This is a genomic window from Pedobacter sp. KACC 23697 (assembly GCF_045348445.1).
GTDB lineage: Bacteria > Bacteroidota > Bacteroidia > Sphingobacteriales > Sphingobacteriaceae > Pedobacter.
Map to the genome: position 1 here is coordinate 5,275,547 of NZ_CP157485.1, position 20,652 is coordinate 5,296,198.

Here is a 20,652-nt window from a genome sequence, read left to right on the forward strand (position 1 = left end):
ACAGTTTTTTTAAATGTTATTAACGATTATTTTAAACAATGAGTTTTAAGAAGTTAAAAAACGGTAAATTTGTGACATATTTATGTGGTTAAAAAATATTACCCTTCTAAATTTCAAAAATTATACAGATGCAGATCTTCACTTCTCGGAAACTGTTAATGTGTTCACAGGTAATAATGGTGCCGGAAAAACGAATATGCTCGATGCAATTCACTACCTCTGCCTGTGTAAAAGTTACTTTAATCCCATAGATAGCCAGCAGATCAAAGCCAATGAAGAGGTTTTTATGATCCAGGGTGATTTTGACCGCAATGATAAAAACGAAAAAATTTCCTGCGGTGTAAAGCGTAACCAGAAAAAACAGTTCAAACGCAATAAAAAAGAATATGAGAAACTGGCCGATCATATTGGCCTCTTTCCGGTAGTAATGGTTTCTCCCTATGATGTAAACCTGATTATGGAAGGGAGTGAGGAGCGGAGAAAGTTTATTGATAATGTGATTTCGCAAACCGATGCACATTACCTGGATCAATTGATCACCTATAACCGTATTCTGTTAAACCGGAATGCCTTGCTAAAACAGATCGCTCTTACCAGAAAGTATGACCCTACGCTGCTCGAAATTCTGGATGAACAACTGGTGATTGCCGGCAATAAAATATTCGCCACCCGCAAAGCTTTTATGGATGAATTTATTCCATTGTTTAACCAATATTATACGTACATTACCGAAAATCAAGAGATTGTGGAGTTAAACTATCAATCGCAGCTGAACGATGCTGCTTTTGAAGATTTGTTAAAAAAATCGGTAGAAAAAGACCGTGTACTGGAGCGGACCACAACCGGTATCCATAAAGATGAACTGGCTTTTATCATCAGCGGGATGCCTTTAAAAAAGTTTGGCTCGCAAGGACAGCAAAAGTCTTTTTTAATAGCCTTAAAAATTGCCCAATATGCTTATCTCGCGAAGAACAAAGGATTTAAACCTTTGCTTTTGCTGGATGATATTTTTGATAAGCTTGATGATAACCGCGTTCAAAAACTAATGCAAATGGTTTCCCACCATGATTTTGGGCAGATATTTATTACAGATACAGGAAAACAGAGGGTAAAATCAATTTTTGAAAAAATAGAAGTTGATGTAACTTTGTTTGAAGTAGATAACGGAACGATACAAAATGCGTAAACCCAATGATGTTACGGTAAAAGATGCTATCAGCAAAATGCTGGATGTGTACCGTCTGCGCCGTAAGTTTGATGAAACTTCAATCTTATCTGTCTGGCCAGAAATAATGGGTACCGCGATTGCCAACCGCACAAAACAGATATATATTCACGATAAAAAACTGTTTCTGAGGATAGAATCTTCTGTTATTAAAAATGAGCTGATTATGGTGCGGCAGGGAATCATTCAGAAATTAAATGAGCATGCAGGCAGCGAGGTGATTACCGAAATGGTGTTCTTGTAAGGCATAATAAAAGGGCAAAGCTTAAAATTTTTGCCCTTTATATTTTAATAGGGATAATCATCCCGACTAAGGACTATAGACTTTGGACTTAAGACTAAACTAACTCCTGCCTCCGCCAAATATTTTGGCCAAAATCCAGATTACCAGCGCAACCACTACAACAACCACAATTACGCCTACCCAAACGCCGGCTTTAAATATACCTTCTACCAGTTCACAACTGCTTAAGGTGGTGCATAAAAATGCAATCAGTACTAAAGGGAATGCTCTTTTCATATTCATTTTAATTTGTAATAGCTAACATTGAATACTCAAGAAAGTTTTAATAAATTCCCGGATTTGTCTCGCTGAAATTATATTTGGTGTCAAATGTTTCCATCTGATATGGTAGAAAAGTTGTTTTGAGAAATCATCTTATTTAAAAAAAACAGTCAGCTGTTACCGGCTGACTGCATAGTGAAGAATGAATATTCAAAAAAATCATCATCCCGACTGAAACGCAGTGGAATGGAAAGATCTGCTTAGCTAGGTTTAGCTTCCCTGATTCTTCTGGCTCCCGACTTCGTTACACTTCGATCGAAAGGAAGGTTGGCATATCTATTTTCCGTTAACCTTTAGCAACTCAACCTCAAAGATTAAGGTGCTGTAAGGAGGAATACTTGGACCATATCCACGTTCGCCGTAAGCAATATTGTAGGGTATAAAGAATTTATACTTAGAACCGGCTGGCATTAACTGTAAACCTTCAGTCCAGCCCCTAATTACCTGGTTTAAGGTAAAAGTTACAGGCTTACCATGGTCGTAAGAACTATCAAATTGTTCTCCGTTTAATAAAGTGCCCTTGTAATGCACTTGTACCGAATCTGTTGCGGTAGGTTTAATCCCTGATCCGGGGGTTAAAACTTCGTATTGTAAACCACTTGCGGTTGTTTGTACACCTGCACGTTTTTTGTTCTGTTCTAAGAAATCTTGCCCTTCTTTTATAATTGGTGCGTATTTAATTCTATTTGCCGCTTCTTCAGCTTTATTTTTTACCAATGATGCTTTTGTTAATGCATCGTTTATACATTGTTGGGCTTGCTGTTGGGTTAATAAAACCTTCCCGCCGGTAAATGCATCTTTCAGACCTTTTAACAATACTTCGTAATTTAAGGTAGAAAGACCAGTAGTTTTTAAACCGGCACCAATTGAAGTGCCAAAGGCATAACTGGTAGAATCTAAAGACGATTTTATCACTATTCCTGTCCCTGTTTTTGTTGCGCTGACTGGTTTTTTAGCTGTGATTTTTTTTGATTGTGCTAAACACACAAATGTTGTACCCGAAATGAGAATTATTAAAAATGCTTTTTTCATGTTATAAATTGCTTTACCTCCTGCAATTGTAGGTTTTTAATTTGGGGAGAAAGATACAATTCTTTTAAAAGAAAAATAGTTTTACTAAAAGTATAGTTGTAGAGTATAATCTTTATTTCAATTTATTATATTCGTTTACAATTTTAAACCATAAAAAAATGAAGAAAAAACTTGAAAGCCTTAATTCTGCTAAATTTAAACAACTTAGTTATGATGAATTAAAGAACGTTAAGGGAGCAATTGATCAGCAATCAGATCGTTGCCCAGACTCCAAAACTACAAGTATGACGTATGTGGGTGCACCGTATGGCGATACTGTTACCCAAACAGATACCGGCGGTGATTGTATGTGGGCGTAAGCTATTATTACCTATACCGGAACAACCAGTATAGGTAATAATAAATAAATGGTATATGAGTGTTTTGATTATTTCAAGTGAAACAGATCAGGCTACCAATGATGTGATCCGTTGGATTCATCATTATGGCGAAAAAGTTTCAAGAATCAATGAATATCCGGAAGTTAAAATTTCCTGTCTGGATATTTTATCAGGGAAGTTGAGTTTTCAGGTAGGAAATGAGGAGATTTCAATAGATAGCATTAAATCCTTTTGGCATCGCAGGGATAATTTTAAAATAGATTTTCCAAAATTTGTGCTGAAAGACGATTTTTTATTTAGTAAGGAGCTGAGGATAAATCTGCAGCACGAGTTAAAAAAAACAAATGAGTTCATTCATTTTAAGTTATTGCAAAAAAAAAGTTTAGGTGATTTTTCCAAAACCGATGTGAATAAGCTTATCGTTCTGGAGTGTGCAAAAAATGTGGGGATACAAATCCCCGAAACTTTAATTACGACCTCAAAGGAAGAATTATTTAAATTTAAGGATAAACATACCGAGATTATATGTAAAGCGATTTCTGAAGGGATTTTGTTTTCCCACATAGATTTGGGCAACATATACAGTTATACAAGTGTTGTTACAAACGAGCTCTATGATAAACTTCCCGCTTCATTCGCTTTGTCAATGTTTCAAAATAAAATAGAAAAGAAATATGAATTGAGGATATTCTTTCTAAATCAGGAATTTTACGCCATGGCAATATTTTCTCAGGCTGATGCTCAAACTTCAATAGATTTCCGTAAATACAACAGGCAAAAACCCAACAGGACTATTCCTTTTGAACTGCCAAATGAGTTAAAGGATAAACTAACGACCCTTATGGCTACCCTTGGTTTAAATACCGGTTCTATTGATATGGCCGTCACCAGGCAAAATGAATACATATTTTTTGAAGTCAATCCTGTCGGTCAGTTCGGCATGACTTCATATCCCTGCAATTATTATTTAGAAAGAAAAATTGCTGAATTTTTAATATGAAAAAAATAAAATTAGTCGACATCAAAGAATATATTGACGAAAATTTAATAAGTAACCTGCCTGTTAATTTTAGAAATCTTGAATATACCGATTCCAATACGCTTGCTAATATTCTTAAGTATATAGAAGTGCCAGATTTGGAGACCAGGTTTTGTATTAGTACAGGGCATCATAAGCCATTATCTAAATGTTTATCGGATGAGGGAGAATAATGATATCTATTTTAAGCTTTTCGCCAATTGTATACCGGTTAAAGGAGCTTCGCGATCCCTCTTGTGTGATGTGCAAAGAAACCGATCGAATTTTATTCCTAATGATCTTTATACTATTTTAGAAGATTTCCCAAGTAAGTCTATCTCAGAAATTGAGGCTATTTATGGTGAGGAAAATAAGGAAGTTCTTAACGATTATTTTGAATTCCTTTTAAATGAAGAGTATGGTTTTTTTTGTAGCGCCGAAGAACTGCAGCTGTTTCCCAAACTTAATTTGGAATGGGCACACCCATCAATAATTACCAATGCAATTATTGATGTTGGAAATGTAACCCACGACTTTCAGAAAATATTCAGTCAGCTGGAAGATTTAAACTGTCAGGATATACAGATTAGGTTTTTTAGACAGGCGTCAGTTGATGAGATCGGTGCAATTCTTTCTTTGTTGCGGTTAAGTACAATAAAATCTGTTGAATTATTTGTTCAATACAATGAACTTTTAACAGATAAAGAGATACTGGGTATTGTTGATCATAATTTAAGATTATGTAATGTAATATTTCATTCGGCGCCGTTTAAAAGAAACTTTCTGTCCAATAATAAAACGCCGGTCTATTTTGTGAAAGATATTATATCCAGCGCCGCTCACTGTGGTTTTATCTCTCAAAAATATTTTACAATGAATATTAACTCTTTTACAGAAGCCCAAAAGAATAACAGTTGCCTAAATAAAAAAATAGCAATTGATGAAAATGGTGAAATAAAAAATTGCCCGTCTATGGAGTTATCCTATGGAAATATTGCATCAGATACATTAGACAGCGTTATTTCTGAAAATAATACTTTTAAAAATTATTGGTCAATACATAAGGACCAGATTTTAGTTTGTAAAGATTGTGAATTCCGCTATATCTGTACAGATTGTAGGGCATACATCGAAAATCCAGATGATCTATTGAGCAAACCGCTCAAGTGCGGGTATGATCCATATACAAACGAATGGGATCAGTTAACAGATCGTCCGTTGATTCACGCAATCTGATTTCATCATGGCTTATAAAAAGGATAAAACAATAAAACCCCGAATGTTCGGGGTTTTATTGTAAATTTTTTGTGTCGGCAATTAGAAACGTTCGTCCGCTTTGAAGAAGAAGTTACCTTCAATTTCTGCATTTTCATCAGAATCTGAACCGTGAACTGCATTTGCATCAATTGATTTTGCATATTTCTGACGGATTGTGCCTTCCGCAGCTTCAGCCGGGTTAGTCGCACCGATCAATTTTCTAAAATCTTCAATTGCATTGTCTTTTTCTAAAATAGCCGCAACGATAGGTCCTGAAGACATAAAGCTTACTAAATCTTTATAAAAAGGACGTTCAGCGTGAACTGCATAGAACTGACCAGCAGTTTCCTCAGTAAGTTTGGTATATTTTAATGCAATGATTTTGAAACCAGCATTAGTAATGTCGTTAATGATTGATCCGATATGGCCGTTTGCTACTGCATCTGGCTTAATCATGGTAAAAGTTCTGTTAGTGCTCATTGTGCTTTGATATCAGTTTTTTTGCAAAAATACGTTTTAATTGATGAATAATCAATAAGCATTGTTTTAAGATTAATGAAGGCATTTAATTTATGATATTATGGTTTCGGATCGCTAATTAAGTTTGTTTTGATAGATGATCCTGCTAATCTTACTATCCTTATATTTCAATATCTTTTAAAACTATACGCTTACTAATCCTAAAATCTTTAAATCCTGATCAATCCTATTTTAAATTTACTTAGCTTTGCAGCGCAAAAAATATATGCTTACACTAACTGAATTAAAAACATTATTGGCTACGCCACAACGAATTGTGATCACTACGCATCACAAACCTGATGGCGATGCGATGGGATCATCCCTGGGTTTATATGGATATTTAATTCAAAAAGGCCACCATGTAAAGGTAATTACCCCAACGGATTACCCTACTTTTTTGCATTGGATGCCAAATAATAGCGATGTCATTATTTTTACAGAAGCACAGGAAAAGGCTGCCCAATTAGTGGATGAAGCCTCGCTTATATTTTGTCTTGATTTTAATACCTTAAGCCGTATTAATGAACTGGGCGAATTGGTTAGGGCTGCAGGGGCCAAAAAGATCATGATTGATCATCACCTCGAACCAGAAGATTTTGACGATTACCGCCATTGGGATATCAATGCCTGTGCTGCTGCACAATTGGTTTATGATTTTATTGTAAATCAGTTACAGGATGGGGAGCTGATTAACAAAGATGTAGCATCTTGCCTTTACACGGGTATCATGACCGATTCGGGATCTTTCCGATTCTCCTCAGCAACTGCTGAAGTATACCGTATTGCCGCAAACCTGATCGATTTAGGGGCAGACCAATCGAAAATTCATGAGTTGGTATACGATAACTCAAGCGAAAACAGACTACGCTTTTTAGGTTATTGCCTATCTAATAAACTGGAAGTTTTAAGAGATTACAATACTGCTATCATTTCGGTTAACAAAGAAGAATTGGCACAGTATCATAGCATTACCGGCGATACGGAAGGTGTGGTAAACTACGCTCTTTCTATCAATGGCATCCGCTTGGCAGCCTTAATTGTAGAACGTACCGATAAAGTTAAATTATCTGTGCGGTCTACTGGCGATTTTCCGGCTAACGAAATCTGCAAGAAATATTTCAATGGCGGTGGGCATAGAAATGCGGCCGGTGGTGCATCAGAAAAACCTTTAGCTGATGTAGTAAACGAATTTAAATCGATATTAGCAGAATATAAAGAACAATTGATCGCTTAGAAACAAGAAATAAAACAATAAAAATTTTTAAAAGTCAAATTAATAAATGAAAAAGGGAATTATCATTCTAGCAGCAGCCACTTTAGGTTTAGCCGCATGTAAACAAGAAAAAAAGGGAGCTGGTGGCTTACTATATACCATTCACCACTCAGCAGGTAACGAAAAAATCAAAGAAGGTGATATCGTTAAAATGAATTTTATTCAGAAAAACGATAAAGATTCAGTTCTATCAAGCACTTTCGATAGCGAAACACCTGCAGTATTTCCTGCACAGAAAAAAATGTATGCCGGCGATATGAACGATGTTTTAACATTGTTTGGAGAAGGTGATAGTGCTACTTTCAAAGTAAACTTGGATACGATGGCATTTCATAGTAAACAACCTAAACCAGAGCAGTTCAAAAATGATAAATACATCACTTTTACGGTAAAAATCGAAAAAGTATTTAAGAAAAAAGCTGGTGAAGCTGACTCTACTTTTAACAAAAGGGCACAGGAGTTTTTCCAGGCTGATTATAAAGCGAGTTCTGAAAAAAAGAAAGCTGCTGAACCGGCTAAATTAAAAGCTTATTTAGAGGATACTAAACTGGCTACCAAAACTACTGCAAGTGGTTTACATTACATTATCGAAAACCCGGGAAGTGCTGAAAAACCGGCTCTAGGCGATACCGTTTTAATTAATTATACGGGTAGAGTTACTAAAAAAGGTAAAGATGGTAAATACAAAATCTTCGATACAAGTGATGAGAAACTGGCTAAAGCAGAAAACGAATTTAAACCAGGTAAGCCTTATGGCCCTCAAAAAATGCCAGTTGGCGGTACAATCCCAGGATTTACTGAAGCTTTACAATTAATTGGTAAAGGTGGTAAAATCAAAGTAATTATTCCTTCTAATTTAGGTTATGGCGAGCAAGGTGCACCACAGGTTGGTATCATGCCTTTCAGTCCGATTGCTTTCGATTTGGAAATCAAAGATATCATCAAAGGAAAATCAACTCCTGCAACTTCAGCACCGGTAACAGCTGCCCCGGTTAAAAAATAGTTATTAAAATATATTTTAAATCCTGCTTATGTTGATAAGCAGGATTTTTTTTGCCTGATTTTTTGACGTTGAACCGAGAAATAAAACTTTACAAAGATTCTTAAAAACTTATTATAGGCTATCTTTGTATGATCAGATAAAGTAGCCTGCTATCCAAAAATGGATGATAGGCTGATTTTTAATTAAAATATAAATGAAAAAAGGAATAATTATTCTCTTGGCAGCGGTATCAGGCCTATCTGCCTGTAACAAGTTCGAAAAGGGTGAAGGAGATATGACTTACAAGATCTATAAAAGTGAAGGTAAGCCAAAAATTCAGGAAGGCGACTATGTAAAGTTAAATGGCGTTCAAACAGTAGAAACCAATACCAATCCAGATTCGGTAATGGTAAATACTTATGACAATGAACGTCCTGCTTTCTTTGCCATTAGCAAATCAATGTTCAAGGGCGATTTGGCTTCCGGATTAAAACTGCTTGGTGAAGGCGATAGTGCCGTTTTTAAATTGAACCTGGATTCGATGGAGAAATATTCAGGTCAGCCGAAACCTAAAGGATTAAAATCAAACATTGCTTCGTTTACCATTAAAATTGAGAAGGTTTTGCACAAGGGAAAAGATGCTGACTCGATTTTTGAGGCAAAAAAGAGACTTTTTTTCGAAGCAGAATACAAAGCTTTAAACGAGAAAAACAAAACGGTAGAACCTGGCAAAATAGCTAAATACGTTGAAGAGAATAACCTAAAGGTAACAACCGCACCATCTGGCTTACAGTATGTAATTTACGCGCCGGGCAATTCGGAGAGAGCGAGCTTAACCGATACGGTATTAATGGATTATACCGGCCAGTTTACCAATAAAAAATCGAACGGGGCATTAAATGTTTTTGACACCTCAAATGCTAAAATTGCAAAAGAAGCTGGGATTTTTTCTGAAAGCGTACAATATGTACCACGGAGCTTACCATTGGGCCAATTGCCACAAGGTGTAATTCAGGGTATTCAACTGATTGGAGTAGGCGGTAAGATTAAAATGATTTTACCATCTAAATTAGGCTTTGGTGAAAATGGCGGCGGACCCATTAATCCATTTACACCATTGGTATTTGATGTAGAGCTGAAAGGTATCATCAAGCCAAATACAGCCGTGCCATTGGCGAAGTAAATTTATTCTATAAAGCAGTGGCTGTATCATAAATACTGGAATTGTCATCCTGAGCTTGTCGAAGGACTTGCTTTAAATGTCTTACATGGCGTTTCGACAGGCTCAACGTGACAAATTAAAGGTAGGTTACGATTTATATTGCAACCTATGCTTTTTATTATTTGAAAAAAATGCTAACCAACTAATTGACCTCTGCAAGGTTTTATTTTAAGCCCAATCCTTAAAAGGCCTAACCGTTAAATTGGAATTATAATATTTTTCCTCTTCAGTAACCTCAGTATTGACCCAATCTGGCAGATCGAAAGTCTCTTCTTCGCTTTCCAGTTCAATTTCGGCCACAATCAAACCTTCGTTGTCGCCAGCAAATACATCTACTTCCCAAAGTTTGCCGTTAAACTGAATTTCGTAACGGGTTTTTGAAAGTTCGGAAACCGAAAAATTATCCAACAATTCAGTGGCTTCACCCACCGGGATTTCATACTCATATTCTAACCTTGTAGCACCAGTGGTTTGGCCTTTTATGGTTAAAAATCCCTGGCTTTCAGTTGCCCTTACGCGGATCGTTTTATCTTTATCAGTAAGTAAATAACCCTGCCTAAAAAGTTTTCCTTCCGGTTTGTTAAGGTTGTCCCACTTTTGCTGATCGATTAAAAACTTGCGCTCTATTTCTTTTCCCATGGTAGGTATTTTGTCTTTTCCGCTAAAGCGGGAATCTTAATACTGATTGGTTAACGTGCCCTTTTTTGTAAATCTGCAACAGGCATACTGATCAACCTGCCAATAGGCTGTTTGCCACGATACGTAATGACGCGCAACATACTGGCATCTTTAGGTACCTGTAATGCCGCTGTGTATTTTGGGTAAAAGCGATCGGGTGTAGAGTTGTCAAAACTGTAGTAAATGTCTAAACCATCTATTTCTGTAGTCAGTTCTATCATCAGTTGTTTATCCGCGCTGCGTTTTACGGTAAAAATCGGGTCGTAAATAGCAGGTGAATATTTAATCTCTGCTAAATCCAGTCGTTTGAAGTGCTGTTGCGTACGATCTACAAAATTGGCCCAGTTTTTCTTTTCAATCGGGCTCCAGATCGATTCGGCAATGGCAAAGGCACGTGGATAAACCATGTATTCAACCTGGCGAAAGGTAAAAATCTGCTCTGTCCAGAGGTTCGCTTGTGCACCAATAATATATTGCGCATTTACACCTGCAGGAACTGGATTAAATTGATAAGCTTTATTTAACCTCAGTGAAGCATATACTTTTGGCTCGGTAATGGCGTCAGCCTGCATATAATCTAAATAGGCGAAATCAGTCGGACTCATCACCACATTATGTTTGTCGTTAGCAGCCTGTATACCGTATTTCATTCCCCTCCAGCTCATCACAGCAGCTGTTGGCGAAACACCTCCTTCAAGAATTTCATCCCAGCCCATAAATTTTTTACCTTTCGAAATCACGATCTGTTCTACGCGTTTTTCAAAATATGCCTGAACCTGTGGCATGGTTTTTAAACCTTCGCGAAGCATTAAAGCTTTAATCTGATCGTTCTTTTCCCAAAAATTATGCGGCGCTTCATCACCGCCCATGTGGATGTACTCGAAAGGAAATAGTTTCGCTACCTGGGTAATTACCGAATCTAAAAATACATAAACCTTTTCGTTAGCCGGGCAAAGCGTATTATCAACGAGGGCCGTTGGTGGCGCACCACGGCTCCAATCCATTATTTTCTCACCCGAACGAACTTTATAATTTACTGCATCTGGTGTGCAGGATAATTCCGGATAGGAGGCAATTATGGCTAAGCTATGACCTGGTACGTCAATTTCCGGCAGTATGTTTACGAAACGTTCTTGTGCATACTGAACGAGCTCCTTAATATCCTCCTGAGTATAAAATCCGCCATATGTACGGGGTTCATCCGGGGCAGGTGGAGAAAAATCACCAAATGTTCCGGTTTTTTTAACACTCCAGGCACCAATTTCGGTTAATTTTGGCAAGCCTTTAATTTCAATCCTCCAGCCCTCATCATCAGCAAGATGTAAATGCAAGAGGTTGAATTTATAGCGAACCATGTCATCAATAAACTGTTTTACTTCTTGTTTGGTAAAAAAATGACGGGCAACATCGAACATTAAACCTCGCCAGCCCAATTTCGGATAATCTATTACATCAACACAGGGTGCTTTCCATTTAATGCCGTTTACAAGCTCTTTGCTTTCTATTTCTGCTGGGAAAAGCTGAATCAAGGATTGAACGCCATAAAAAATGCCAGCTGGCTGATTGGCTGTGATGACAACCTGTGTAGGATTAACATTTAATTTGTAGCCCTCTTTACCCAATTGTGCATCTTCTTGCGTGTTTAAAATGAGTTTGATGGTAGGGTGGCCCGAATTGCTCACCGAACTTACAAATTTGCCGGTTGCGGTAGTAATCCGGTCAGACAGATAATTAATAGATTGCTTTAGTTCTGCACTTTTTACGGCCTGTATAAGTACATTTTCGGGCAAGGTAAACAGGCCTGCCTTTTTTACCAGGGATACAGGCTCAGGTATAATGGCAATTGGTGTTTGTGCAACTTCACTTTCTGCATCGCCGATTTCAGTTTCTGTAACGATAGACTGAGCGGAGATATTAGCTGCAAAAAAACAGCAGGAGATGATCAGGAATAATTTTTTCATTAAAATCATTAAAGCGGATTGACCGGATAAGTATAATCCGCAATTTATCAAAAAAGATTTTAATCGGAGCTATTTGTTTTCTCAATTTAACCACAGCGGTCACAAAAGACGCACCAGGATTATAGCGTTGGGATGATATGATGAGCAGGTGGTGGTTCAGAGACATATAAGCCACGGCGCTAGATTGTTGTATTAAAATACATTTGTCATTCTGCACGTAATGAAGAACTTTTCTAAAAAGAAGTTATAAGCAATGATATTCCATTTTTCATCGTTTGAGATTCCTCAATATATCTAGAATGACAGCTCAAAATTATTGAATGAAAAACACAAATGCCAAGGGAATTGAGCGTTTTAATTTAAACAAACTGTTTCAACCATTCCTTGGCTTTCTGATCATCTGCAAATGATTTCATCGGGATGGGCGGATTTTGAATCTTAAATAAAATCTTCATAACCAATTGTGCTAAACCTGGTTTCGAAACCATTGCCATAGCCTTATAGATTTGAGGTAACTGCTCGGTTGAAAACTTTCGCGTTTCTTTGTCTGGTACGGGAGAATTTTTTAAGTAAATTAACAAGGGAACTTTCTTATTATTGGTGATTTTCTGCACCAGCTTAATATTGGCCTTAATATTCTCTACGGTACGTAAAACGCTTTTACTGTATGAAATCAGTATGCCATCATCCGTTAATAAATAATCGGCAATTTCGCCTTCTACAAGCTGTTTATCTTCCATTTTATAAGCAGATCGTTTTTTTTAATATTATTTAAAACTCCCTTTGATTAGAGGTGATTTTTAAAATCCTATTTTTTGTCATCTTCATTTCTAGTAGAATGAGTATAAAATAAATCACCAACAATACCATGGCAGTAAAAAAGGTTTCTACATTTTTCTGATTGATTATCAATCTAAAAAGCAGGTTAAAAATAAAAGAGAAAGCACTGCCAGAATAACTGTTGATAGTACGGATAACCTAAATTTGTAATATTTTAAAGTTATTTCTTTTGGGAAACTTATAATTATTTTAGGTAAGAAACTTTCAAATGAAGTTTTAATCCTGGTGAATTTTAAGGTCTTTTTATCCTCATTACCAAGAAAATATTTATCGGTACCGATGTTTATTGTCTCAAAAACGAAATCAAGCATCTGGCTTCTCTTTAAACTTCTGTTCCTCAGTCCTTGCTCAAGAACCTCCTTTTCTGAGCTATTTAGTAAATATGTTTTTTTAAAATAGAGCATTATATTATTCTTTGAAATTTGCTTTTTGATAAAATCTTCAACTGTAAGATAGAGGCTTGATGTTGCTGTACCAATTAGCTTTCCTTATTGAGATTAGTCTTAACGGCATGAATAAATGCCTCGTGTATATTTTTGCTAAACGGGCTTTGCTGATCTTTCAACCGCTCCGGATGCCATTGCACAAATAGCAAAAAGGATTTTCCTTTAGGTTCAATCCGCTCCATGGCTTCGGTAACCCCATCAGGAGAAATGGCACTCACCACAAGTCCTTTACCTGTCTTAGCTGTACTTTGGTGATGATTGCTATTGACCAATCCCTTATCAGTATTTACAATCTGGCTCAGCCACGAAGAAGGATTTACGATAAGCTCATGATAGCGGTCTGATTTATCGTGCATTTTCGAATGATCGAATTTGCCCCATGTTGGAATGTCGGGAATTAAAGTGCCGCCAAAAAATACATTTCCCACCTGCATGCCCCTGCAAATACCTAAAACAGGAATAGAATGCGCTTCGGTATAAGTTAATACCTTAAATTCGAATTCATCGCGTTTTTCGTTTATATCATCATCATAACAGTAAGGATAGTATTCAGGCTGGTTGTAAAATCGGGGGTGTACGTCTTCACCACCGGTTAAAACAATAGCATTGCATTTTTTGATCTCGTCGAAATTGTTAAGTTTATATCCAAGCTGGATTACTGCTATATCTTTATCGTAAGATAATACCCAATCGCGGTAAACTTCATATTTACTACAATCGGTAACGCCAATGATGATTTGATCAGCCATATTGTAATTATACAGATTTATCTTAATTTCTTTTGGAAATAACGCGCCAATATTTGAATTATACTGATGAGCTTCGCTAAAAAACGGCAGGTTTTATGAAGCAATTCCACAACACCTGCCGTTTGTTTTGTTAAATGTAGATAGCTATTTAACTGTCCTGATCTTTGTTTTTATTCACCATCTGGCTGTCCCTGGTGTTTTTCTGCACTGTGATGGCACCAAAAAGCGAGAGTAAAAAGGCGAAGGCATAAAATCCTTTTTCACTAGGTAATAAGGTGGCATTCCACAAACCGATTACCAATAAGGTAATGGTCAATAAAGTAGAAAACCAACTCAGTCCAAAATAAATTTCTGTTACCGGGATTCCTTCCAATTTATCGCGAACAGCTTTTTGCAAAGAGATTACCGCGAAGAGGCCAAACATCAATACGGTAAAATAATATCCTTTTTCATTGAGAAGCATATCAGAACGCCACAGGCCTACCATAAAGCCAATCATTCCGGTGCCCAGGGCAACCCATGAAGCTGCCACGAATGCATTTGATGGTTTTTGATTCATTGTTTTGAGATTTAATTTAATTCGATATAAACGGCTAAAAATCGGTAAAAGGTATAAAATTAAAAGCGATTACTATCAATTGTTTTTAAAATCTGATATCTTCAGATACAAAAAATCAAACAAAATCCGATCTTTTGCATTATAGCTGTATACTCTTATTTTAGTCATATGCGAACATTGCTTACTTCTGCTCAAATGCGGAGTGCTGATCAGCTTACCATCGCCAACAAGCCCATTGCATCAATTGATTTGATGGAAAAAGCTGCCAGAGCTTTTGTGCAGTGTTTTTTGAGAGACGAGTTCGATACCAGCAAAAGCGTGGCTATATTTTGTGGGAAGGGAAATAATGGGGGAGATGGACTGGCAATTGCCCATTTGCTGATGACCAACGGATATGAGAATTTAAAAGTTTATGTTGTTAACTTCGGTGAAAAACAAAGCGACGATTTTTCGATCAACCTGCAAAGAATTGAGGGAACGCGCTGTAAAAAAATAATCATCAATCAGGCAGCAGATCTAAAAAACCTGAAGGCAGATATCATTATTGATGCCATTTTAGGTTCTGGCTTAAATAAGCCATTAGCTGGTGAGTTTGAAGTGCTTGCAAGGGCTATAAACAAGCTGAATAAAAAAGTATATGCGGTTGATGTACCTACAGGCTTTTTCGCTGAAGGCAAGCTCCCTAAAGATTATAATGGTATAAAAGCCTATAAAACCATTTGCTTTCAAAGGCCGAAGATCAATTTCTTTTTCCCAGAGTCGGCTATGGCAACCGAAAAATATGAGGTGGTTGATATTGATCTGGATGAAAATTTTATCCAAAAGCAAGAGGCAGATTTCTATTTAATTGAAGCGCGTGATATAGAAAAGATCCTGCAGCCCCGAAAATTGTTCAGTCATAAAGGCACTTACGGCCACGCATTGATTATTGCAGGGAACAGCCATACCATGGGTGCCGCCTTGCTTTCAGCTATGGCTTGTTTACATACAGGAGCAGGCTTAATCACTGCTTGTATTCCACAAGGTGGATTAACCGCCTTAAATACTACATTGCCCGAGGTGATGGCATTGCCGAGGGATGAATACACCAGGATAGAAGACCCCCGGAAGTATCAGGCAATAGCTATTGGTCCGGGTTTAGGTACCGGAGCTGATCTTGAAAAACTATTGGAAAGGTTGATTATCGCGAACCAGCCACTGATTATTGATGCTGATGCGCTGAACATTTTGGGCAAAAGGCCCGATCTGCTCGATAAACTTTTTGCAAATACCATTATCACCCCACATATGAAAGAGTTCGATCGGTTATTTGGCAACCATGATAGCTGGTGGGACAGGGTGCAAACGGCCAAAGTAAATGCCAAAAAGCAGGGAATCGTTATTGTGCTTAAAAACCAGTATACTTTTATCTGTCTGCCAACAGGTAAAGTAATGATCAATCCTACCGGTAATCCGGCAATGGCACAAGGTGGAATGGGTGATGTGCTGACCGGCATGATTACAGGTTTTATCGCACAGCGTTATTCTGCAGCAGATGCTGCTATTCTGGCCTGCTATATTCATGGAAAGGCAGGTGATTATTTAGCGAAAGAACAATTTGTGGTTGCTGCATCGCAACTTGCCACCAGGGTCTCAAAAGAAATTAAGGCAATTATATCTCAATAGTTAGCCGCAATTGTGGAAAAAAAAATCATTAACCTACCATGCTTCAGGTTTATAATTTATAGTTTACAGGAATATTTAATTAACATATATCTTAAAACGGAAAACAAATTTTATGGCACAAAAAGAGTACACGCTAAATGAGCTCATTCAGGAATCGGCAGAGGACCCAAATGAAAATGATTTCTTTGAACTAGAGAAACCGGCCATGCTGGAGGTAAATCTGAAAAATCAAAGAATCCTGGCAAAAGCAGGCGCTATGGTTGCTTACATCGGAAATATTGATTTTAAAAGAGAAGGACTGTTGAGTAAAGGTTTGGGCGGTTTATTAAAAAAAGCGATATCGGGTGAAGGCACATCACTCATGCATGCAACGGGAACCGGCAAACTATACCTGGCAGACGAAGGCAAAAAGGTTAAAATCATCAAACTTCAAAACGAATCGGTTTTTGTAAATGGTAATGATGTTTTAGCATTAGAAGAGAATATTAAAAATGAAATAAAAATGTTAAAAAGCATTGCGGGTATGATGAGTGGTGGTTTATTTCAGGTGAAATTATCGGGCAGCGGTTATATTGCCATTACCACACACGGCGAACCCATTTTATTAAGGGTAACTGGTAGTCAGCCTGTGTACACCGATCCGAATGCAACGGTAGCCTGGTCTGAAAACTTAACGCCGAATATTAAAACCAATTTAACTTTTGGCTCTTTTATCGGCAGGGGAAGCGGCGAATCTTTCCAGTTGGAATTTTTTGGCGAAGGATGGGTATTGGTACAGCCTTACGAAGAAGTGAAGTACGCCGCGAAGTCTTAAAATTTTTGGTTCGTGGCGACAAGCACCAAGGAGATAGGAAACAAATTGAGGCGCTAGTGAATGGTAAGGTCGTCATGCTGAATTTATTTCAGCATCTTTAGTTAAGACCCTGAAATAAATTCAGGGTGACGATCACTAAACAAAAAATCCCGGCATTTTTCAATGTCGGGATATAATAAATTATTTAATTATTATCCTTTAAACACCACCCATAACGGTTAACTTATCCATTGTTGGGTTAACACTTCCGCCCATAGGCTCTAAGGTTACAGCAAAAGCCTGTGCTTCCTGTATGGTTTGCATTTTTACCAGTGCTTCATTATGCGTAGAATCTGCTTTTCCAAAAACCCCTAAACTTACCGGCTTGCCATTTACCAACGCCCATAGCTGATATTCATGTTCAGCGTCTGTTTTAGGTAAATCCATTGCCACATAATTGATCAATACACTTTTATCCTTTTTGTTCCAGTAAACCTTCATCTTAGATGCTGGACTAAAGGCCTGCCCCGCCATGCGTATGGTCGCCCATTCTTTGCTATCGGCCATTGCAGCCATATTACCTAAGCCCTGGTTTTCAAACTCCAGCTTGCTTACCACGCCTGCAAATTTTTGTTTATCCAGGTTTAAGCTAGCGATCTGGTCATGGGCGGCATTTAACTTATTATAAGTAATAAATAATGCCGCTGTACTCACTACCAATAAAGCGATACAAGCAACTAAGGCATAACGTAAGGCTCTCACTTTACCATCGCTTCCGTCCAAACGCATAATTTTTGCCTCCGCTGTGTAAGTTGCTTCGGGTTGAACATTTATACGCTCCTCAACGTCAGTTAATCCCAGTTTTTCAAGTAACCTTGTTTCTATATCTGCAGATGGTTGTACAGCGTTTTGCATAGCATATTGCTCCATAGCCTGCTCAATAGCCGCTATTTCATCCTTTACCTCAAGGTATTGAGATGCTATTTCCTCTACCCGCAATGTTTCTTCAGGTGACAAATCACCCAAAACATAGAGCTCAAGTACTCCAGATTCGATATATGCTTTTAAATTTTCCACGCTCAATTAAAACTCCTTCTCAATTCAATAATAGCCAACCGGATCCGGGTTTTCACCGTACCTAATGGCAGATCTAACTTTTCTGCGGCTTCCACATGCGTGAAACCCTTGTAATAAACTAAATCAAGAACTGCTTGTAAATCCGGTTTAAGGTTATTTACAAGTTGCTTAACACCAAGAACATCCGGGTTAAACGTAACCTTGTTTTGCTCATCAACGAAACTTACGTTATTTTCTATATCTTGGTTTTTGAGTGAATTCTTAAAATCTTTAGATCGTAATTTGTCGATGGATAAATTGCGTGCAATATTCATCATCCACGTAAATAAACGTCCTTTGGTTTGATCATAGTGTGTGGCAGATTGCCAGATTTTTACAAAAGTTTCCTGTAGTACATCTTCGGCAAGCTCAGTGTGGGTAATAATGCGTGAAATGACACCATAAAGTGCTGACGAATACATACTGTATAATGTTTTTAGTACCGCAGGATCTTTCGATTGCAGTGCTAGCACAAGTTCTGGCTCAGTTAGGGTTAATTTTTTAAATGCGGTCACTATGGTTACTAAGATACAATACACAACAATAAAAGCAAAAAAAAGTTTTATAAACACATTCCGCTAAAGAATACGATTATAAAATTTTTTGCATTCTTACTTAGAATAAGTGAATTATACTATCCCTTCAATCGGAAAAAGGTGTTTTTCTGCATGATAAGATGAACGCACTAACGGACCACTTTCCACATATTTTAAGCCTTTTGCCAAGCCGGCTTCTTTATACATGGCAAAGGTATCAGGATGGATCCAATCAACCACAGGGTGGTGATTGCGGGTAGGCTGTAAATATTGGCCCAAAGTTAGGATGTGTACGCCATTGGCCACTAAATCGTCCATGGCTTCGAAAATATCTTCTTTAGTTTCGCCCAAACCAAGCATAATACCTGTTTTTGTCCTCAAACCAAATTCTGAAATTCTTTTTAATGCTTCTAAACTTCTATCGTATTTTGCCTGGATTCGCACTTGTTTGGTTAAACGCTTAACCGTTTCCATATTGTGCGAAACCACTTCCGGGCGTTCTTCCAAAACACGGTATAAGTTATCCCATTGACCTTTAAAATCGGGAATCAGGGTTTCTAAAGTGGTAATTGGGCTTTCCCTGCGGATGGCTTGTAAGGTTTGTGCCCAAATGATTGAGCCACCATCTTTTAAATCATCGCGATCTACTGAAGTAATTACACAATGTTTAACGCCCATTAACCGTACCGAATCGGCAATGCGGTTAGGTTCGTCAACATCAACGGCTAAAGGGCGGCCGGTAGCTACTGCACAAAAAGAACAACTGCGGGTGCAGATATTCCCTAAAATCATGAAAGTTGCCGTACCTGCACCCCAACATTCGCCCATATTAGGACAATTGCCACTTTCGCAGATGGTATGGAGCTTGTGCGTGTCTACTAAACTGCGAACTTGTGCATATTCTTTACCAACGGGTAATTTTACACGTAACCAATCTGGTTTACGCTTTACTTCAGTCACAGCAGGTACTACCGGTAAATCAATCATGGTACAAAGTTAACGAATAGGATTGAAATGTTACAATGCCGAAATGTTTGAGGGTTGTAATAATAGTTAAGTTAACTGATTAATTGCGGGTATTCCTGGAGATCCATTTCAAAAGCAACCTGCCGTTTATTCTCTTTAAAACCAACCCGCTCATAAAATTGATGACTTTCCGTACGTTTGGTATTGCACCTTACCTTTAATTTCTTCACCTGATGCTGTTTTGCCCAAAGTTTTACGCAATCAATTAGCTGTTTTCCGATTTTTAGGTTTCGGTAAGCCGCATCGACAACCAATCCGCCAATTTCTACAAAAGCATCTGACTCAATTCTTAAGGTATAAAAACCATGAATCCAGCCAACCACCTTATTTTCGAAAATGGCAACGTAAGCACAGTTCCCGTTATTGTTGTCAATCTGCCTGATTCTAAACAGTATTTGTTCGATGTTACTCCCGTAACCCAATTGTGTGGACAGCCCTGCCACACTTTCTGCATCTTTTTCGGTTATTGCTCTGGTTTTGACCATTTATACTAATGATTTAAGAAGTGAAACTAAGTTAAAGTTTAAATTCGATTCAACCGGTAACTCTGACTGCTCGGATGTCTGGTGCTGGCCAACTCAGGAAGTTGAAGGGGCGCCGCCGGGGCTAACTACGATTTAAAATGCACCAAGCCTTGACCCTAACCTCTATTGAAGCGGCAGTCTGAGCCTGTTTGGCGAAGCTACAGCGGAAAGAGGGACTGCTATTGCCGACAAGCAATGCAGCACCTTTCCAAATAACAATCTAGCCATACCATATTAGCAATGGAAACAATTTAAGTTGATCATTCTGCCCGATAGGTAAATG

General features: G+C 37.8%; 23 protein-coding genes. 11 read left to right on the forward strand and 12 right to left on the reverse strand.

Annotation, left to right across the window (positions count from 1 at the left end; all coding sequences use genetic code 11):
- Positions 1 to 82 precede the first annotated feature (82 nt).
- Together recF and ABEG20_RS21580 are read left to right on the forward strand one after the other, a co-directional pair.
- Positions 83 to 1,186 (forward strand): DNA replication/repair protein RecF, encoded by a 1,104-nt coding sequence (recF, locus tag ABEG20_RS21575; RefSeq protein ID WP_406825271.1) that lies wholly within the window; start codon positions 83 to 85, stop codon positions 1,184 to 1,186.
- The gene (locus ABEG20_RS21580) at positions 1,179 to 1,469 is read left to right on the forward strand and encodes a DUF721 domain-containing protein (RefSeq protein WP_406825272.1); all 291 of its coding nucleotides are present in this window, start codon (positions 1,179 to 1,181) and stop codon (positions 1,467 to 1,469) included. Before recF ends, ABEG20_RS21580 begins: the two co-directional genes overlap by 8 nt.
- Positions 1,470 to 1,568: 99 nt before the next feature.
- On the opposite strand, the gene ABEG20_RS21585 is transcribed toward ABEG20_RS21580, so the two are convergent.
- Together ABEG20_RS21585 and ABEG20_RS21590 are read right to left on the reverse strand one after the other, a co-directional pair.
- Positions 1,569 to 1,745, reverse strand: a complete 177-nt coding sequence (locus ABEG20_RS21585; protein WP_205058620.1) for a hypothetical protein — start codon at positions 1,743 to 1,745, stop codon at positions 1,569 to 1,571.
- A 321-nt stretch (positions 1,746 to 2,066) separates the two neighbouring features.
- Entirely contained in the window at positions 2,067 to 2,822 is a 756-nt protein-coding gene (locus ABEG20_RS21590; RefSeq protein WP_406825273.1) for an FKBP-type peptidyl-prolyl cis-trans isomerase, read from the reverse strand.
- 158 nt (positions 2,823 to 2,980) lie between these two features.
- Here ABEG20_RS21590 and ABEG20_RS21595 point away from each other — a divergent pair, with 158 nt between their 5' ends.
- The 4 genes from ABEG20_RS21595 to gwsS are packed head-to-tail and all read left to right on the forward strand — an operon-like array spanning position 2,981 to position 5,456.
- Entirely contained in the window at positions 2,981 to 3,181 is a 201-nt protein-coding gene (locus ABEG20_RS21595) for a hypothetical protein (protein ID WP_406825274.1), read from the forward strand.
- Positions 3,182 to 3,236: 55 nt separating this feature from the next.
- Positions 3,237 to 4,202, forward strand: coding sequence for a grasp-with-spasm system ATP-grasp peptide maturase (gene gwsG / locus ABEG20_RS21600; RefSeq protein WP_406825275.1), 966 nt, complete (start codon positions 3,237 to 3,239; stop codon positions 4,200 to 4,202).
- Positions 4,199 to 4,414 (forward strand): hypothetical protein, encoded by a 216-nt coding sequence (locus tag ABEG20_RS21605; protein WP_406825276.1) that lies wholly within the window; start codon positions 4,199 to 4,201, stop codon positions 4,412 to 4,414. Before gwsG ends, ABEG20_RS21605 begins: the two co-directional genes overlap by 4 nt.
- Positions 4,401 to 5,456, forward strand: coding sequence for a grasp-with-spasm system SPASM domain peptide maturase (gene gwsS / locus ABEG20_RS21610; protein ID WP_406825277.1), 1,056 nt, complete (start codon positions 4,401 to 4,403; stop codon positions 5,454 to 5,456). Before ABEG20_RS21605 ends, gwsS begins: the two co-directional genes overlap by 14 nt.
- Positions 5,457 to 5,537: 81 nt before the next feature.
- Here the strand turns inward: gwsS and ABEG20_RS21615 are convergent, their stop codons facing one another.
- Positions 5,538 to 5,957 carry a nucleoside-diphosphate kinase gene (locus ABEG20_RS21615; protein ID WP_039479466.1) on the reverse strand — a complete coding sequence of 140 codons (420 nt, stop codon included), beginning with the start codon at positions 5,955 to 5,957 and terminating at the stop codon, positions 5,538 to 5,540.
- A 265-nt stretch (positions 5,958 to 6,222) separates the two neighbouring features.
- Here ABEG20_RS21615 and ABEG20_RS21620 point away from each other — a divergent pair, with 265 nt between their 5' ends.
- From ABEG20_RS21620 to ABEG20_RS21630, 3 genes are all read left to right on the forward strand, one after another.
- Positions 6,223 to 7,233, forward strand: a complete 1,011-nt coding sequence (locus tag ABEG20_RS21620) for a bifunctional oligoribonuclease/PAP phosphatase NrnA (protein ID WP_265851880.1) — start codon at positions 6,223 to 6,225, stop codon at positions 7,231 to 7,233.
- Positions 7,234 to 7,279: 46 nt separating this feature from the next.
- The gene (locus tag ABEG20_RS21625) at positions 7,280 to 8,275 is read left to right on the forward strand and encodes an FKBP-type peptidyl-prolyl cis-trans isomerase (RefSeq protein WP_406825278.1); all 996 of its coding nucleotides are present in this window, start codon (positions 7,280 to 7,282) and stop codon (positions 8,273 to 8,275) included.
- A 193-nt stretch (positions 8,276 to 8,468) separates the two neighbouring features.
- Positions 8,469 to 9,437: an FKBP-type peptidyl-prolyl cis-trans isomerase gene (locus ABEG20_RS21630; protein WP_406825279.1), complete on the forward strand. Its 969-nt coding sequence runs from the start codon at positions 8,469 to 8,471 to the stop codon at positions 9,435 to 9,437.
- A 207-nt stretch (positions 9,438 to 9,644) separates the two neighbouring features.
- On the opposite strand, the gene ABEG20_RS21635 is transcribed toward ABEG20_RS21630, so the two are convergent.
- The 5 genes from ABEG20_RS21635 to yiaA all read right to left on the reverse strand — a co-directional run bounded on the left by ABEG20_RS21635 (position 9,645) and on the right by yiaA (position 14,709).
- Positions 9,645 to 10,115: a CYTH domain-containing protein gene (locus ABEG20_RS21635; RefSeq protein ID WP_406825280.1), complete on the reverse strand. Its 471-nt coding sequence runs from the start codon at positions 10,113 to 10,115 to the stop codon at positions 9,645 to 9,647.
- Positions 10,116 to 10,165: 50 nt separating this feature from the next.
- Positions 10,166 to 12,115, reverse strand: a complete 1,950-nt coding sequence (locus tag ABEG20_RS21640; RefSeq protein WP_406825281.1) for a beta-N-acetylhexosaminidase — start codon at positions 12,113 to 12,115, stop codon at positions 10,166 to 10,168.
- Between the two features lie 359 nt (positions 12,116 to 12,474).
- The gene (locus tag ABEG20_RS21645; protein ID WP_406825282.1) at positions 12,475 to 12,855 is read right to left on the reverse strand and encodes an STAS/SEC14 domain-containing protein; all 381 of its coding nucleotides are present in this window, start codon (positions 12,853 to 12,855) and stop codon (positions 12,475 to 12,477) included.
- A 578-nt stretch (positions 12,856 to 13,433) separates the two neighbouring features.
- On the reverse strand, positions 13,434 to 14,150 hold the full coding sequence (locus tag ABEG20_RS21650) for a gamma-glutamyl-gamma-aminobutyrate hydrolase family protein (protein ID WP_406825283.1): 717 nt from the start codon (positions 14,148 to 14,150) through the stop codon (positions 13,434 to 13,436).
- A 148-nt stretch (positions 14,151 to 14,298) separates the two neighbouring features.
- Positions 14,299 to 14,709 (reverse strand): inner membrane protein YiaA, encoded by a 411-nt coding sequence (gene yiaA / locus ABEG20_RS21655; RefSeq protein ID WP_406825284.1) that lies wholly within the window; start codon positions 14,707 to 14,709, stop codon positions 14,299 to 14,301.
- A 168-nt stretch (positions 14,710 to 14,877) separates the two neighbouring features.
- Here yiaA and ABEG20_RS21660 point away from each other — a divergent pair, with 168 nt between their 5' ends.
- Entirely contained in the window at positions 14,878 to 16,374 is a 1,497-nt protein-coding gene (locus ABEG20_RS21660; RefSeq protein ID WP_406825285.1) for an NAD(P)H-hydrate dehydratase, read from the forward strand.
- A gap of 112 nt (positions 16,375 to 16,486) precedes the next feature.
- Entirely contained in the window at positions 16,487 to 17,188 is a 702-nt protein-coding gene (locus tag ABEG20_RS21665; RefSeq protein WP_406825286.1) for an AIM24 family protein, read from the forward strand.
- Positions 17,189 to 17,386: 198 nt separating this feature from the next.
- Here the strand turns inward: ABEG20_RS21665 and ABEG20_RS21670 are convergent, their stop codons facing one another.
- The 4 genes from ABEG20_RS21670 to ABEG20_RS21685 all read right to left on the reverse strand — a co-directional run bounded on the left by ABEG20_RS21670 (position 17,387) and on the right by ABEG20_RS21685 (position 20,330).
- Complete coding sequence (locus tag ABEG20_RS21670) at positions 17,387 to 18,244, reverse strand: anti-sigma factor domain-containing protein (RefSeq protein ID WP_406825287.1); 858 nt, start codon at positions 18,242 to 18,244, stop codon at positions 17,387 to 17,389.
- 2 nt (positions 18,245 to 18,246) lie between these two features.
- On the reverse strand, positions 18,247 to 18,798 hold the full coding sequence (locus tag ABEG20_RS21675; RefSeq protein WP_406825288.1) for an RNA polymerase sigma factor: 552 nt from the start codon (positions 18,796 to 18,798) through the stop codon (positions 18,247 to 18,249).
- Between the two features lie 114 nt (positions 18,799 to 18,912).
- On the reverse strand, positions 18,913 to 19,806 hold the full coding sequence (lipA, locus tag ABEG20_RS21680) for a lipoyl synthase (protein ID WP_406825289.1): 894 nt from the start codon (positions 19,804 to 19,806) through the stop codon (positions 18,913 to 18,915).
- 71 nt (positions 19,807 to 19,877) lie between these two features.
- Entirely contained in the window at positions 19,878 to 20,330 is a 453-nt protein-coding gene (locus ABEG20_RS21685) for a GNAT family N-acetyltransferase (protein WP_406825290.1), read from the reverse strand.
- Positions 20,331 to 20,652 lie beyond the last annotated feature (322 nt).